The sequence below is a fragment of the Stenotrophomonas sp. SbOxS2 genome, assembly GCF_013416715.1.
Taxonomy (GTDB): domain Bacteria; phylum Pseudomonadota; class Gammaproteobacteria; order Xanthomonadales; family Xanthomonadaceae; genus Stenotrophomonas; species Stenotrophomonas lactitubi.
Genome location: NZ_JAAVXD010000007.1, coordinates 585,190 through 599,606, shown reverse-complemented (window position 1 = coordinate 599,606; position 14,417 = coordinate 585,190). Strand labels below are relative to the sequence as shown.

General features: G+C 66.8%; 14 protein-coding genes. 3 read left to right on the top strand and 11 right to left on the bottom strand.

Annotation, left to right across the window (positions count from 1 at the left end; translation table 11 throughout):
- Positions 1-2 precede the first annotated feature (2 nt).
- On the top strand, positions 3-545 hold the full coding sequence (locus HFK18_RS17370) for a DUF411 domain-containing protein (RefSeq protein ID WP_180167203.1): 543 nt from the start codon (positions 3-5) through the stop codon (positions 543-545).
- A gap of 117 nt (positions 546-662) precedes the next feature.
- On the opposite strand, the gene blaL1 is transcribed toward HFK18_RS17370, so the two are convergent.
- The 4 genes from blaL1 to HFK18_RS17350 form a co-directional block, all read right to left on the bottom strand.
- Entirely contained in the window at positions 663-1,532 is an 870-nt protein-coding gene (gene blaL1 / locus HFK18_RS17365; RefSeq protein ID WP_180167202.1) for a L1 family subclass B3 metallo-beta-lactamase, read from the bottom strand.
- A 94-nt stretch (positions 1,533-1,626) separates the two neighbouring features.
- Positions 1,627-4,053 carry a TonB-dependent receptor gene (locus HFK18_RS17360; RefSeq protein ID WP_180167201.1) on the bottom strand — a complete coding sequence of 809 codons (2,427 nt, stop codon included), beginning with the start codon at positions 4,051-4,053 and terminating at the stop codon, positions 1,627-1,629.
- 70 nt (positions 4,054-4,123) lie between these two features.
- Positions 4,124-4,984: a FecR domain-containing protein gene (locus HFK18_RS17355; RefSeq protein ID WP_343202975.1), complete on the bottom strand. Its 861-nt coding sequence runs from the start codon at positions 4,982-4,984 to the stop codon at positions 4,124-4,126.
- Positions 4,981-5,514: an RNA polymerase sigma factor gene (locus HFK18_RS17350; protein ID WP_180167199.1), complete on the bottom strand. Its 534-nt coding sequence runs from the start codon at positions 5,512-5,514 to the stop codon at positions 4,981-4,983. Before HFK18_RS17350 ends, HFK18_RS17355 begins: the two co-directional genes overlap by 4 nt.
- Positions 5,515-5,722: 208 nt before the next feature.
- Between HFK18_RS17350 and HFK18_RS17345 the strand changes: the two genes are divergently transcribed.
- Both HFK18_RS17345 and HFK18_RS17340 read left to right on the top strand, forming a co-directional pair.
- Positions 5,723-5,989, top strand: a complete 267-nt coding sequence (locus HFK18_RS17345; protein WP_180167198.1) for a hypothetical protein — start codon at positions 5,723-5,725, stop codon at positions 5,987-5,989.
- 14 nt (positions 5,990-6,003) lie between these two features.
- Positions 6,004-7,182 carry a low temperature requirement protein A gene (locus HFK18_RS17340; protein ID WP_180167197.1) on the top strand — a complete coding sequence of 393 codons (1,179 nt, stop codon included), beginning with the start codon at positions 6,004-6,006 and terminating at the stop codon, positions 7,180-7,182.
- Between the two features lie 23 nt (positions 7,183-7,205).
- On the opposite strand, the gene HFK18_RS17335 is transcribed toward HFK18_RS17340, so the two are convergent.
- From HFK18_RS17335 to pip, 7 genes are all read right to left on the bottom strand, one after another.
- Positions 7,206-7,361 carry a hypothetical protein gene (locus HFK18_RS17335; protein WP_157804907.1) on the bottom strand — a complete coding sequence of 52 codons (156 nt, stop codon included), beginning with the start codon at positions 7,359-7,361 and terminating at the stop codon, positions 7,206-7,208.
- A gap of 33 nt (positions 7,362-7,394) precedes the next feature.
- A complete protein-coding gene (locus HFK18_RS17330; protein WP_180167196.1) occupies positions 7,395-8,036 on the bottom strand; it encodes a response regulator transcription factor in 642 nt (213 codons plus the stop codon).
- Positions 8,029-9,087 (bottom strand): ATP-binding protein, encoded by a 1,059-nt coding sequence (locus tag HFK18_RS17325; RefSeq protein WP_180167195.1) that lies wholly within the window; start codon positions 9,085-9,087, stop codon positions 8,029-8,031. Before HFK18_RS17325 ends, HFK18_RS17330 begins: the two co-directional genes overlap by 8 nt.
- 214 nt (positions 9,088-9,301) lie before the next feature.
- Complete coding sequence (locus HFK18_RS17320; protein WP_100552611.1) at positions 9,302-10,039, bottom strand: MgtC/SapB family protein; 738 nt, start codon at positions 10,037-10,039, stop codon at positions 9,302-9,304.
- 25 nt (positions 10,040-10,064) lie between these two features.
- Positions 10,065-12,824: a magnesium-translocating P-type ATPase gene (mgtA, locus tag HFK18_RS17315; protein ID WP_180167194.1), complete on the bottom strand. Its 2,760-nt coding sequence runs from the start codon at positions 12,822-12,824 to the stop codon at positions 10,065-10,067.
- A 62-nt stretch (positions 12,825-12,886) separates the two neighbouring features.
- Complete coding sequence (locus tag HFK18_RS17310) at positions 12,887-13,186, bottom strand: hypothetical protein (protein ID WP_025874438.1); 300 nt, start codon at positions 13,184-13,186, stop codon at positions 12,887-12,889.
- 265 nt (positions 13,187-13,451) lie between these two features.
- Positions 13,452-14,399 (bottom strand): prolyl aminopeptidase, encoded by a 948-nt coding sequence (pip, locus tag HFK18_RS17305; RefSeq protein WP_180167193.1) that lies wholly within the window; start codon positions 14,397-14,399, stop codon positions 13,452-13,454.
- Positions 14,400-14,417 lie beyond the last annotated feature (18 nt).

Below are 14,417 nucleotides of genomic sequence, written 5' to 3'. Positions count from 1 at the left end.
ACATGAACCGCACGCTTTCCCTGAGCCTGTTGCTTACCACCGTTCTGCTGGGCAGCGCCTGCGCGCGCGCCTCCGAAGAAGCCGTGTCCTCGCCCGCAGCCGCCACCGCAACTGCCTCGGCGGTCGCGGTCGCGGCTGGGCCGACGATCGATCCCCAATTGCCGCTGGCGATCGTGCACAAGACGGCCAGTTGTGGTTGCTGTGGCGTGTGGGCCGACCACCTGAAGGCTGCCGGCTTCCCGGTTGAGATACGCGACACCGATGACATGCATCCGGTCAAGCAACGCCTCGGCGTGCCGGCCGGCAAGGCGTCCTGTCATACCGCTGAGATCGGTGGCTATGTGGTGGAAGGGCATATTCCGGCCAGCGACATCAAGCGCCTGCTGAAGGAACGACCGACGGCGCGTGGCCTGGTGCTGCCAGGCATGCCGGCCGGATCTCCGGGCATGGAAATGCCTGATGGCTATGTGCAGCCGTATACCGTAGAGCTGGTGCTGGCTGATGGCAGCACCCAGCCCTTCGCGCAGCACGGGCAGGGCGGCTGAGATTCAGTGGCGGTGCCGGTCGGTCTGACCGGCACCCCTTCCACGCGGCCTGTGTAGAGCCGAGCCCACGCTCGGCTGCTTTCGGCCGGCAAGCCGAGCATCGGCTCGGCTACAGGATCAGCGGGCCCCGGCCGCCTCCTTGGCCAGCTGCGCGTCGAACTTCTTCTCGGCCTCATCCGCATAGGCCTTGCAGGTCAGGGCCTTGGCACCGGCCTTGGCACCAGCGCTGTAGTTCCAGTTGCTGGCACCAGGATGCGGGGTCAGCAATTCGTCGCAGGGCAGAGCGCGCACCGTGGCGAAGCTGCGACGGTAGTCGTCGATCAGGTGCGGATAGCGCGGGTTGTCCTGCAGTTGATAGCCCGGTGCGCTCAGGCTGTCAGCGTAGGCGATGCGCACCGGCGTGCCATCGCGGGTGTCGGTCCAGGTCCAGGCGGTACTGCCCGGCGTATGGCCCGGCATGAAGTGCGCGGTGAAGTCGATGCCGCCCACCGTGACCACTTCGCCATCCATGATGATGCGGTCGGCGTTGGCCGGCGGATAGGTGATGCCGTCGCCGAAGTGCAGGTCGTTGCTGCCCCCGCGCGCCAGCAGCACCGCCGATTCTGCATTGGCCACGATCTGCGCACCGGTGCCGCGCTTGAGCGCAGCAACCGGGCCGGCGTGGTCGGCGTGGGCATGGCTGAGCAGGATCAGGCGCAGATCCTGCTGCGCAACACCGCGTGCTTTCATGTTGCGCAGCAGGTGGTCGGCCATCTGCGGCATGCCGCCATCGAGCAGCACCGCGCCCTGCGGCGTCTGCACCAGCAGCGCGGTCAGGTCTTCGGTGCCGATCTGCCAGGTGTGGTCGGCAATCTGCAGAGGCGCCATCGGCTGCAGCCAGGAGGCATCCACGGTGTAGGCACGCAGCTGCGGCAGCGGCGGTTCGGCGGCAGAAGCCGCAGCGGGAAGCAGGGCAGCGAGCGTGATGGCGAGGGTCTGCAGGCGCATGGGAGGACACCGATGAAGGAGGCCCAGAAACTAGCATGGGCCTCCTTCGTCGCGTCACGCATAGATTTCATGGCACCCATAAGGGCGCCATCTCTCAGTAGCGGTACTGCCATCCCAGCGTCAGCACACGTCCGCGCCCGGCAAAATAGCTCGGGTTGGATGGCGTGGTCTGCGAGTAGTAGGTGATGTACTGCTTGTTGGCGAGGTTCTGCACGCCCAGCGTGAAACTGCTCTTGTCCAGCGCATAGCGGGCGACCAGATCGAACGTGGTGTAGCCCTTGAAACTAGCCACCGGCACGCCGCGCAGGTCGAAGTCGCGATCGAAGGCATGGCTGGCCTGCAGGCGGGTGCTGAGCTGCGAGGTCCAGCTCTGTTCCCAGAACGCGGTCAGCCGGTTCGGGGCGATGTTGACGCCCGCCAGGTCGCTTTCCAGTTGACCATCCAGATTGGCGTCGTAGCGGCCATTGGCGCGGGCATAGCCCAGGCCAAGGCGGCTGTCGCCCAGGCGCAGGCGGAGGTTGGTCTCGAAGCCTTCCACCCGCGTAGCCTGGCGCTGCACGTTGTAGGCATCGATGCCGGCGTCATAGACCAGTACCGAACCCAGCTTGGATTCGGACGTGTAGTACGCGATATCGCCGCTGAAGCGACCATCGTCATATTCCAGTCCGATCTCGCGGTTGTCCGACACCACCGGCGACAGGTCCACCAGGTTGTCCACGCGCTGGCCATCGCGGTTGATCGCGCGCAGCACGCGGCCAACGTCGGCCACGGTGTAGCCCTCCGAGTACGACGCGTAGGCGTTGAGGCGATCGTTGATGTACCAGACCGCGCCGAAATTGGGCAGCGTCTCGCTCATCGTCGGTTTGCCACCGGCCACCTTGCGTGCGCCGTAGCGGGGCAGGGTGGTGTAGTCGCCCACTTCCAGTTCGCCCTTTTCGTAACGCAGGCCAGCGGACAGCATGACGTGGTCGGTGGGCCACCACTGCAGCTGCAACAGCGGCGACAGGCTCTGGTAGGTGGTCAGTGGTACCCAGTTTAGGCCGCTGGCCAGCAGTACCTGGTGGGTGCGGTCACGCAGGCCATCCAGGCCCAGGGTCACGTCCAGCGACGTGTCGCCGATGCGGCGCCAGCTCTGGGTCAGCTTGAAGCCGCGCTTGTCCGATTCGTTCTGGGTCTGGTCCCAGGCGGCGTTGGCACCCGTGTTGCCCCACGGGTCCCACTGGCTGGCACCGTAACGCCCTTCAAAATCAACCGCGAACGCCTGCGCCAGGAACTGGCCGCCGAACAGATCGGCATTGCTGTAGTCCAGGGTCAGCGAGCGTGAGCGGTTCATCGGCGGATCGAGCGGCGTATCGCCGGGCACCGACGTGGCCGGGCGACCGGTACGGAAGTTGCCATCCACGGGCAGGTAATTGTCCAGGCCGCGCAGTTCGTAGCGGTTGGCCATCAACTGCAGGCGCTGGCCTTCGGCGATGTTCCAGCCAAGCTTGGCGAAGATGTTGGTCGAGGTCGAATCCATCAGTTCGCCCTGCGCATTGGTGCCGATCGCACGGCCGTCGCCATCGTAGTACAGGCCCTGCCGCTCATGGGCCAGGCCGGCAACGAGGTCGAACTGTTCGCCGCGGATACCCACCAGTGCCGAAGCACGCTGGCCATCATCATCGCGGCGGCCCGGCGAGGCGGCAGTGAGTGAGAGGTTGCTATCCAGCAGGAAAGCACCCGGTTCGCTCGGCGCGCTGCGGGTAATGATGTTGACGATGCCACCGGTGCCGCCGATACCCTGCAGCGCGTTGGCGCCGTGGATCACTTCGATGCGTTCGATCATCGCCGGATCGATGGTATGTGAATCACGCGAACCGTCGCGCAGCGGCGTGGACTGTGGCACGCCGTCGACCATGTAGAGGATGCCGCGCCCGCGCATGCTTTCGCCATAGTTGGACATCTTCTCGCGTGCCGGGGCGAATGCCGGGATCTGCGAGGACAGCACGCGCGATACATCCGAGCCCAGTGCCAGCTGTTGCTGGATGTCCTCACGGGCGAGCACGGTGATGGTGTTGGGCATGGCGGTCTCGCCCTGCGGCATGCGCGCGGTGGACGCCGACACGGTCACTCTGCCGAGCGAAGTCGCGGCTGCCGGCGTTGCTGCCGTACGCGGGCTGTCTGCTTTTGCCGCCGGCGTCGCGGTTGCGACCGCACTGCGGATCACGAACACGCCTGGCGAGCGTTCTTCGACGTCCAGGCCTTGGCCGGCAATCAGCCTTTGCAGCGCCTCGCGCGGGGCATAGCGGCCGTCCAGTGCTGGCGCCTGGCGGCCGGCAACCCTGTCCGCAGCGAACAGCAGCTGGATGCCGCTCTGCTTGGCCATCGCATTGAGTGACTGCTGCAGCGGGGCTGCCGGAAGATGGACGTCCACCGTCGTGGGGGTGGACTGCGCCGCCACCGGAAGGGCGGCGCACAGGCTGACGGCCAGCAGGGCAGGCGTCAGGCGGCGCAGGGCGGCGGGCAGGGCAATGCGGGTCATGCGGGGTCCTTCAGAGGGGTTCAAGCAGCAGCCGGATGAGCAGGGCCACAACCCACCCTCGATGCGGAATTCAGTGATGTGCGGAGATGTGGACGCTGCCATCGTCGCGCTGGTGGACGGCGACCGGCAGGATCTCCGGCAGCAGCGCCAGCGCGGTGGCGGCATGGTCGCCATCGAACACGCCCGAAACCTGCAGCGTGGCCAGACCGGGTTCGTCCAGTACGATCGCGCCGCGGTGATAGCGCTGCAGGCTGCGTACCACTTCGCCCAGCGGGGTCTGCGCGAACTGCAGCCGGCCCTCGGTCCATTCTCCGCTGCCGGCGGCGATCGGCTGCGGTTGCTGGACCGGGCCTGTCCCTGCCAGCAGCTGCTGGCCAGGGTGCAGGCGCTGCTCGCCATCGCGGCCAGCCACGCGCACGCCGACCTTGCCGCGCCACAGGCGGACTTCACTGCGGTCACCGCGTCGATCCACATCGAACACGGTGCCGTAGTTGCGCACCTGCACCGGTCCAGCATCGACCTGGAACCGACGCCAGCGCGAAGGCGCCACGTCGAAGCGGGCGCGTCCGGAGACCAGCACCGTGCTGCGCGAACGCAGATGGCTGCGCACCTGCAGATGGCTGTCTGCATCCAGTTCGATGCGGCTGCCATCGGCCAGCAGCACGCTGCGGCGCTCGCCGATGGCCGTCTGGTAATCGCCCTGTTGCCAGCCGGGATCGAAGGCGTAAAGCCCGCCCAGTCCAGCCACCAGCAGCAGGCCGAGCACGGCGCCGCCGATCCGACGGCTGCGATGAGGGCGATACAGCTGCGCCGCATCGGGCACGGGAAACAGTGCCTTGAGCGTGTCCCGATGTTGTTCCAGCACACGATCAGGCGAGGGCGCGGCGGTCTTGTCCGGACGCGGCGGGCGCGGGCGACGTGGTGCTGTCACGTCAGCGCTCCCGCATCCAGCGTCTGCCGGCATTCGACCATCGCCAACCGCAGATGGCGCTCGACGGCCTTCAGGCCGATCCCCATGCGCCGCGCAACCGCCGCCTGCGGCACGTCATGGATCTTGTGCAGGATGAACACCTGGCGACGTCGACAGGGCATCGCACGGATGACCTCGACCAGCCGTTCCAGTTCCTGCGTGGCAACGGCCTGCCTGACCGGGCCGGCGCCTTCGTAGGCGGCGTCGGGCAGTTCGGCACGGGGTTCCACCCACTGGCGGCGCAGGTCTTCGGCACGGCAACGATCAACCGCGGCGTCGTGGGCCATCCGCCGCAGCAGCGCCATCGGCTGCCGCACGTCGGCCGGGGCCGGGCGTTCCAGCAGGCGGATGCAGACATCGTGCACCACCTCGCGGGCCAGCCCGGGCGAGGCAAAGCGACGACGCAGGTAGTCCACCAGTTCCTCGTAGTGGCGCACCAGCGAGGACACCAGCGGCAGCGCAGGTGGTGGGGAGTGCGGTGGCGTGGACATCCGGAAAAGCGGCGCAGGCGGGAAGGGGTGGGGCCACGCAAGACGGGCCTACGCGGCGCCACGATAGTAATGGGAACTGTTCGCATTTGCTATAAGGTGTTCCGCGGCGACATTGTTCGTGGCCGCCGGAAAGTGAATCCACGATCACCCTCTGCCGCGCACACTCGGCCGCAGATAGGCTGCAGGGCAGCCATCGGGGAGAGTGACCATGCACGTGCTTCTGGTGATCGTCGGCGGGTTCCTGCTGCTGGGCGTCTTCGCCCTGTTCGGCAGGCTCTGGAGCACCGGCAGCTCGCAGCTGCCCACGGCGCTGTTGGCCTTCATCGGCACCTGGCTGCTGGTGTCGGTGGCCAATCTGTGGGTGGGGATCAGTCGGGCGGGCTATACAGTGCGCGAGGAGTTGCCGATCCTGCTGCTGGTGTTTGCCTTTCCGGCGCTGGTGGCCGGTGTCATTTTCTGGCGGCTGGGCCGCTGAAGCGAGGATCCGCGATGCCGGCAACACCCCGTCTTCCTGCCCTGCGTCGTCGCGACGGCCATCATGCGCGGGTGACCTACGAAGAACTGTTCTTCGATCTGGTCTACGTGTTCGCCGTCACCCAGCTCAGCCACCACCTGCTGCACCACCTGGGCCTGCTGGGCGTGCTGCAGACGCTTGTGCTGTGGTTTGCGGTCTGGCTCGGCTGGCAGTACGCGTGCTGGGTCAGCAACTGGTTCGACCCGGAAGCGCCTCGCATCCGCGGCCTGCTGTTCGTCACGATGCTGCTGGCGTTGCTGATGTCTTCGTCCATCCCCGAAGCCTTTGCCGGACGCGCGTGGATATTCGCTGGCGCCTACGCCACGATGCAGGTGGGGCGGACGCTGTTCGTCCTGCTGGAAGTTGGGCGCGCACACCCGCTGGCCGCCAATTTCAGGCGCATGCTGGCCTGGGTCAGCGTGTCGGCCTGCTTCTGGCTGGCCGGCGCAGCGGTCGAAGGCAATGCGCGGCTGGCGCTGTGGGCGCTGGCCGTCGCCTGCGAATACATCTCGCCGATGTTCGGCTTCGCGTTTCCCGGCCTCGGTCGCTCGCGTACCCGCGAGTGGACCATCGAAGGTGGGCACCTGGCCGAGCGCTGCCAGCTGTTCGTGATCGTCGCACTGGGTGAGACGCTGCTGGCAACCGGCGGCGTGCTGAGCGAGGTGGAGCACTGGAGTGGAGAGGTGGTTTCGGCGGTGCTGGCGACCTTCGCCGGTACGATCGCGATGTGGTGGCTGTACTTCGGCATCTCCAGCCGGGACGCTACCGACACCATCACCCGTTCCGACGACCCCGGTCGCATCGGCGCCTACTTCCACTACGTGCATGCGCTGCTGATCGCCGGCATCATCGCCACCGCCGTCGGCAATGATCTGGTGATGGACGAACCGGAGGCGGCAGTGACCCTGCCGTATGCCGCGACGCTGGCGGCGGGACCGTTGATCTACCTGCTGGGCAGCGCACTGTACAAGCGGGCGGTCTACGGCCGCGTGCCGCGTTCGCACCTGGCGGGGGCGGCGGCGCTGGTGGTGCTCGGTTTCGTGCTGCCATGGATGCACCTGCTGGCCGCAGGGTGGCTGACCAGCATCGTGCTGCTGGCGGTGGGGCTGGCCGATACACGGTTGAAGCGAAGCATTGCAGCGACGCGCAGTTAGGGGGCTGCCCGGCAGGCCTGAGCTCAGCGCAGCTCCGCAGCCATCGCCGCCAGTCGGCTTACGGTGTTGATGTTGCGGCCGGTTCCGTTTGCGGCGAAGGGGACGCGCAGGCGCGAACCGGCCATGCCATCGCCGTAGTGGATGAACAGTTGGGCATCGGCAGCTTGCCGGTACCACACACATTCACTGCGCGCAGCAGGCTACATATACGGTCATGGCGTGCTGCCCTGCAGCCGGTCATACATGCGCACCAGATCCACCAGGGTGCGCGCGCCCATCTTGCGCATCAACTGCGCGCGACGCACCTTCACCGTGATTTCGCTGACGCCAAGATCAGCGGCGATCTGCTTGTTGAGCCGGCCCCGTACCACGCCGGCAACCACCTCGCGCTCGCCGGTGTTCAAGGTATCCCAGCGCTGCTGCAGTGCGCCCAGCAGGTCGCCCTCGCGGCGTCGCTGGCGATCGATCTCGATGCCTTTGTGGATGGCGTCCAGCAGTTCCTGGTCACGGAAGGGCTTGGTCAGGAATTCGATGGCGCCTTCCTTGATCGCATTGACGCCCATGGCGATGTCGCCGTGCCCGGTGATGAACACCACCGGCAGGTGCAGGCCGTGGCTGGCCATGGTGCGATGGAAGTCCAGTCCGCTCTGGCCAGGCATGCGCACGTCCAGCACCAGGCAGGCCGGGGCGTCCTCCAGCGCATGGGCAAGGAATTCGCCGGTCGACGCGAAGGCACGTACCTGCAGGCCCATCGATGCAAGCAGATCTTCCAGCGCAGCACGCACCGAGGCATCGTCGTCGATCACGTAGACGATCGGTGACGGTTCCACAGGCATTGTCGTGGGTTTACGCATGGGTAGCTTCCATGTGCGTGGGCAGCTCGAAGATGAAACAGGCGCCACCACCAGCGGGGCGCTCGGCGCGGATATGGCCGCCGTTGGCCTCGATCATCGAGCGGCTCAGGCTGAGGCCCAGGCCGAGGCCGTTCGACTTGGTGGTCCAGAATGCATCGAACACGCGGTCGGGCTGCTCCGCCGGCAGGCCGATACCACGATCGCGCACGATCAGGCTGACGTGGCCGTGCCCATCATGCGCGGTCAGCAGCGACAGCCTGCGCTCGCCCGTGGGCGTACCGGCCATCGCGTCGACGGCGTTGAGGATGAGGTTGCCGATCACCTGCTGCACCTGCACGCGGTCGGCATGGGCGGGGGGCAGCTCGTTGCCCAGCAGCAGCGCGACTGTCACGCCATGCTGTTCCAGTTCGCTGCGCGACAACGCCAGCATTTCCTCCACGGCCAGGTTGAGGTCGAAGGCCTGGCGCTCAGGTGCAGCCCCTTGGGTCAGGCCGCGGATGCGGGCGATCACGTCACTGGCACGATGGGCGTCGGCGACGATGCGGGCGATGGTCTGACGTGCCTTGTCCAGGTTCGGTGGATCCTGGGCCAACCAGCGCTGGCTGGCCTCGGCGCTGCTGGCGATGGCAGCCAACGGCTGGTTCACCTCATGTGCGATGGAGGTGGTCAGCTCGCCGACGGTGGAGGCGCGGGCAACCCGCAGCAGGCGCGCCTGTGCGTCCTGCACCGCGGCCTTGGCCGCTTCCATCTTCAATGCCAGATAGGTAGTGATGCCGATCACCAGCATGCCGATCGCTGAATTGACCAGGCCGATGCGGTAGGTGCCGAAGCGGGTCAGGAAGAAGCTGAGGCCGGTCAACGCGATGCAGACCGCGGCAAGCAGGATGAGGCCGCGTGCGGGCAGCCGTCTTGACGCCGCGAGGATGACGGCTGCGTAGAAGCAGGCGGCGGCAACGGCGTAGTCGGTAACCGTATCGACCAGGAAGATGGCCGCCATCACGATGATCAGGGCCAGCACGACCAGGGGGCGGCGGGGCGACAGCGATGGCATCGGGATGGCTCCCTGGCGTGGGTGGAAAGGATAGCAAAGGTGAGCCCATGCCCTCGAACGGCCGCGGGTGCCGCGGTAGGTGCCGACCGTTGGTCGGCACAGCAGCAGGAAGCCGGGGTATCTGAAGATCCGTGCCGACCAACGGTCGGCACCTACCGAAGCTTGGTGTGCACGCTCTTGCTGGTTGCCGGCCAGCAGCCGGCACTACCGGGCGTCATTCCTCCAGGCTGGCGTTCCAGAACCCCTGCAGCACACCCGGCGTGGCCGCCAACGTCGCCAGCACGGCATCCAGTTCGCCGCCATCGACCGTGGTGGCGTACAGCACCGCTTCGATCTCGACATCGCGCTCGCCGAACGGGCGCTGGTCGACCGCACGCACCGGGTACTGCGCCTGTTCGAGCAACAGTAGAAGCCGGTCCAGCACCTCGGCCTGCTGCTCACGCTGGCAGACCACGTTGATCGCGTAGGTTGCCTCGCTGAACGCTTCCGGCAGCGGTTGCCGCTGGATGCGGTTCACCACCGGTCGCAGCAGGGTGTTGGCGGCCAGCACGAACACCGCAGCCAGCACCGCCTCGGGCAGCAGCTTGATGCCGGCACACGCGCCGACCGCCGCCGAGCCCCACAAGGTGGCTGCGGTGTTCAGGCCCGATACCTGTGCGCCATCCTTCATGATCGCGCCGGCACCGAGGAAGCCGACACCGGAGATCACGTAGGCCACCACGTGCAGCGGTGACGGCGGCCCGCCGTACAGGTCGTGGAAGCGCACGGCCAGGTCGACGAAGACGGCGGCGCCCACCGCCACCAGCGTGTTGGTGCGCAGGCCGGCGGTGCGCTGGCGGAACTGCCGCTCCAGGCCGATCAGCGCGCCCAGCACGAAGGCGACGGACAGGCTGATCAGCGAGCTGAGGGTGGCGCCGGCGTTGAACGCGGGCAGGTGGGGGTTGAAGTCCATGAGGATTCTCCCTGCGCCGATGCGCTTACTGCCAGCCGTAACGGCGGATGTAGAGCTTCTTCAGCGCGGTGGTCAGCACCGCATAGCCGAACAGGATCGCCACCAGGAACGGCCAGTAGCCGGCCGGCAGCGCCTGCAGCTTGAAGTAGCCCGCCAACGGGCTCATCGGCAGGATCACGCCGATCGCCATGATCGCCCCGGTCATCAGCAGCAGCGGCGGCGCGGCGATGCTCTGCAGGAACGGCACCTTGGGCGTGCGGATCATGTGCACGATCAGGGTCTGGGTCAGCAGACCGACCACGAACCAGCCGGACTGGAACAGGCCCTGGTCGGCCGGCGTGCGTGCATCGAACACGTACCACATCAAGGCGAAGCAGCTGAGGTCGAAGATCGAGCTGATCGGCCCGAAGAACACCATGAAGCGGCCGATGTCCGCCGGGTTCCACTTCAGCGGCCTGCGCACCAGTTCCTCATCGACGTTGTCGAACGGAATGGCGATCTGCGAGATGTCATACAGCAGGTTCTGCACCAGCAGCTGCAACGGCAGCATCGGCAGGAACGGCAGGAACGCCGAGGCCACCAGCACCGAGAACACGTTGCCGAAATTGGAGCTGGCGGTCATGCGGATGTACTTCAGCATGTTGCTGAAGGTGCGCCGCCCCTGGATGACGCCTTCCTCCAGCACCATCAGGTTCTTTTCCAGCAGGATGATGTCGGCGGCCTCCTTGGCGATGTCCACCGCGCTGTCCACGCTGATGCCGATATCGGCTGCGCGCAGTGCGGGAGCATCGTTGATGCCATCACCGAGGAAGCCGACCACCTTGCCTTGTGCACGCAGTTCGCGCACCAGCCGTTCCTTGTGCAGCGGCGTGAGGCGGGCGAACACGCGGTGTTCCTGCAGTGCACGTGCCACGGCAGCGTCGTCCATGCGCTCGATCTGCGGACCGGTCACGATCGTGTCGGCGTCCAGGCCGACCTGGGCACAGACCCGGGCGGTGACCAGCTCGTTGTCGCCGGTGAACACCTTTACTTCCACACCGTGCGCGGCCAGCGCCTGCAGCGCCTGCGCGGCCGACTCCTTCGGCGGATCGAGGAAGGCCACGTAGCCCACCAGGGTCAGATCGCGCTCGTCGGCCTGCGAGTACACGCTCTGGCTGGCCGCGGTCTCCTTCATCGCCACGGCCACCACGCGCAGGCCCTGTTCGTTCAGCTCCTCGGTGGTCTGCCGCACGCGGGCCAGGCGCTGCTCATCCAGCGGCATGTCCTGGCCGTTCTCGCGCACGGTGCTGCACACCGCCAGCATTTCCTCCACCGCACCCTTGCAGATCAATTCGTGATGGTCCTCGCGCTCGGATACCACTACCGACATGCGGCGGCGCTCGAAGTCGAACGGGATCTCATCGACCTTGCGGTAGTCCTGTGACAGGCGCAGCGAGCTCTGCAGCTCCACATGCTCCAGCACCGCACGATCGAGCAGGTTGATCAGGCCGGTCTGGAAGTGGCTGTTGAGGTAGGCGAAGGTCAGCACATCCTCCGAATCCTGCCCGAACACATCGGTGTGCCGCTCCAGCGCGATCTTGTCCTGGGTGAGGGTGCCGGTCTTGTCGGTGCACAGCACTTCCATCGCACCGAAGTTCTGGATCGCGTCCAGGCGCTTGACGATCACCTTGCGCCGCGACAGCAGCACCGCGCCCTTGGCCAGGGTGGAGGTGACGATCATCGGCAGCATTTCCGGGGTCAGGCCGACCGCCACCGACAGCGCGAACAGGAACGCTTCGGTCCAGTCGCCCTTGGTCCAGCCGTTGACCAGCAGGACAAACGGCACCATCACCAGGGCAAAGCGGATCAGCAGCCAGCTGACGCTGTTGACACCGGCCTGGAATGCTGTCGGCGCACGATCGCTGGCACTGCTGCGCTGGGCGAGGGTGCCGAAGTAGCTGGTGTTGCCGGTCGCCAGCACCAGCGCTGTTGCCGTGCCGGACACCACATTGGTGCCCATGAACAACAGGTTGGCCTGTTCCATCAGGCCAGCCTCGGCGTTGCCCGCCTGCACGAACTTCTCCACCGGCAACGATTCGCCGGTCATCGCGGCCTGTGCGACGAACAGGTCCTTGGCCGCGAGGACACGGCAATCGGCCGGGATCATATCGCCGGCCGACAGCACGATATGGTCGCCCGGTACCAGGTCGCGGATCGGCAGATCCAGCAGCCGTGCCGGCCGCCGGCTGTGCAGCTGTGCGCCGAAGTACTGGTCGGCCACTTCTGCCGCTTCGGTGCCCGCAGCGCGGCGCAGCACGCGTGCGGTATTGCCCACCAGAGCCTTCAGCCGTTCGGCAGCGCGATTGGAGCGACCCTCCTGCACGAAGCGGATCAAGGTGGACAGCACCACCATCGCACCGATCACCACCGTCGCCTTGGCATCTTCGGTCAGCCAGGACACGGCCGCCAGCACCGTCAGCAGCAGGTTGAACGGATTGCGATAGCACTGCCACAGATGGCGCCACCACGGCAGCGGCTTCTCGTGGTCGACCTCGTTCGGGCCGAAGCGCAGCAAGCGCTCTTCGGCTTCGTGCGGGCTGAGACCGTCGACGTGCGATTGCAGGGTAGCCAGCGCATCGGCTTCGCTGCCCTGTGCAAGCGCGAGCAGTCCGGCGGTGAGCGTGGCCGGTGCGGCCTGCGTGCTGCCACGGCCGTAACCGGCTTCGGGCATCGCACGACGACCGAACAGGTTGCCCGCGCGGCGGCTGCGCAGGAAGGCGTTGAACCAGGCGTTGAGCAGGCTCATGGGAAGATCCTCTTGGAACGGCGCCGGGCGGAGCCTGCGCGTGGAGCGGAAGGGGCGGGTCGTCAGGCGTGGCGCATGGCCAGCACCGATGGCGACCAGGGCTGCATGCGCAGTCGTTGGCTGCCGCCGATGCACAGCGGCTTCATCGCATCGCGCAGCGGGTAGGGCAGGTGGCGCAGCACATTGATGCGCTCGCTGATCGGCAGCAGCGACAGGGCGTCGGCCACCACCCGGGGCGAGCCGAGGGCCAGCGAACGGGCGAACAGGACAGGGCCGTGCTGCAGCAGCAGGCTGCGCAGGGCGGAAACATCGCGCTCACCGATCAGGCGGCGGACAGTGATGTAGAGAATCTTGTAGGACATGGGATTCCTCCGGGCAGGCGCTGCCCGGGGCTCCCATCGTTTACACGGACAGGAACCGGCCGTCAGTCGCCAGCAGTGAACAAGTAGGCAGGCAGGGGCGCGCGTCGCGCCCGGCAGGGTCGGGATCCATCTGCGTCTCCGCGTGGGGCGGCCAGTCGCTGGCCAGTGGCGCTATTGTCCGCGCTCGTATTCAGCAGGCCTAGAGGCCCGTGGGTTAGCCCGGCTATACCTTGGTATAGAAAAAGGGGCCGTTGGCCCCTTTTGTTCAGCTGCGGTCGGCGAAAGCGTCGGTGGCCCGCACCAAAGCATCGGTAGTGGCGGCTTCGTTGGCGCTGTGGCCGGCGATGACCATCTCCAGGGTGGCTTCCGGCCAGGCTTTGGCCAGGTCCCAGGCACTGCGTGGTGGGCAGATGATGTCGTAGCGCCCCTGCACGATGACGCCGGGCAGGTGGCGGATGCGATCGATATCGCGCAGCAGTTGGCCGTGTTCCAGGAAGGTGTTGTGGCGGAAGTAATGCGCCTCGATGCGCGCTTTGGCCAGGGTATCAAGCGGATCGGTAGCGGAGGCCGCGTCGACGTCATGCACCAGCGTGGCGGCGTTGTCTTCCCAGCCCAGCCAGGCCTGTGCCGCTGCGATGCGGACGGCTTCGTCGGCATGATCCAGGCGCTTCCAGTAGGCTTCGAGCATGTTGCCGCGCTCGTCCTCCGGGATGTGCGCCTCGTAGCGATCCCAACGCTCCGGGAAGATCCAGCGGGCACCGCCGTTGAGCTCGGCGAACCAGCGGTTCTCTTCCTCGCGACCGAGGAAAACGCCGCGCACGATCAGCCCGGTGGCACGGTCGGGATGGGCCTGTGCGTAGGCCAGCGACAGGGTTGAACCCCAGGAACCGCCGTAGACCAGCCAGCGCTCGATGCCCAGGAGTTCGCGCACTTTCTCGATGTCGGCCACCAGATCCTGCGTGGTGTTGCCACGCAGCTCGCCGAACGGCGTGGAGCGGCCGCTGCCGCGCTGATCGATCAGCACGATGCGGTAGCGCGCCGGGTCAAAGAAGCGGCGATGGGTGGGCGAGATGCCAGCGCCCGGGCCACCATGCAGGTACACCACCGGAATGCCATCAGGCGTGCCGCACTCTTCGATATGCAGGGTGTGCAGCGCGTCGACGGGTAGCGTGTGTTCGCGGTACGGGGTGATCGGCGGGTACAGCGTGCGCATGGTGGTGCCTCACAAGCG

What these genes read in the sequence shown, in the direction of transcription:
- HFK18_RS17370 (WP_180167203.1), top strand. Translation starts at nt 3, where the DNA reads ATGAACCGCACGCTTTCCCTGAGCCTGTTGCTTACCACCGTTCTGCTG.
- blaL1 (WP_180167202.1), bottom strand. Translation starts at nt 1,532, where the DNA reads ATGCGCCTGCAGACCCTCGCCATCACGCTCGCTGCCCTGCTTCCCGCT.
- HFK18_RS17360 (WP_180167201.1), bottom strand. Translation starts at nt 4,053, where the DNA reads ATGACCCGCATTGCCCTGCCCGCCGCCCTGCGCCGCCTGACGCCTGCC.
- HFK18_RS17350 (WP_180167199.1), bottom strand. Translation starts at nt 5,514, where the DNA reads ATGTCCACGCCACCGCACTCCCCACCACCTGCGCTGCCGCTGGTGTCC.
- HFK18_RS17345 (WP_180167198.1), top strand. Translation starts at nt 5,723, where the DNA reads ATGCACGTGCTTCTGGTGATCGTCGGCGGGTTCCTGCTGCTGGGCGTC.
- HFK18_RS17340 (WP_180167197.1), top strand. Translation starts at nt 6,004, where the DNA reads ATGCCGGCAACACCCCGTCTTCCTGCCCTGCGTCGTCGCGACGGCCAT.
- HFK18_RS17330 (WP_180167196.1), bottom strand. Translation starts at nt 8,036, where the DNA reads ATGCGTAAACCCACGACAATGCCTGTGGAACCGTCACCGATCGTCTAC.
- HFK18_RS17325 (WP_180167195.1), bottom strand. Translation starts at nt 9,087, where the DNA reads ATGCCATCGCTGTCGCCCCGCCGCCCCCTGGTCGTGCTGGCCCTGATC.
- HFK18_RS17320 (WP_100552611.1), bottom strand. Translation starts at nt 10,039, where the DNA reads ATGGACTTCAACCCCCACCTGCCCGCGTTCAACGCCGGCGCCACCCTC.
- mgtA (WP_180167194.1), bottom strand. Translation starts at nt 12,824, where the DNA reads ATGAGCCTGCTCAACGCCTGGTTCAACGCCTTCCTGCGCAGCCGCCGC.
- HFK18_RS17310 (WP_025874438.1), bottom strand. Translation starts at nt 13,186, where the DNA reads ATGTCCTACAAGATTCTCTACATCACTGTCCGCCGCCTGATCGGTGAG.
- pip (WP_180167193.1), bottom strand. Translation starts at nt 14,399, where the DNA reads ATGCGCACGCTGTACCCGCCGATCACCCCGTACCGCGAACACACGCTA.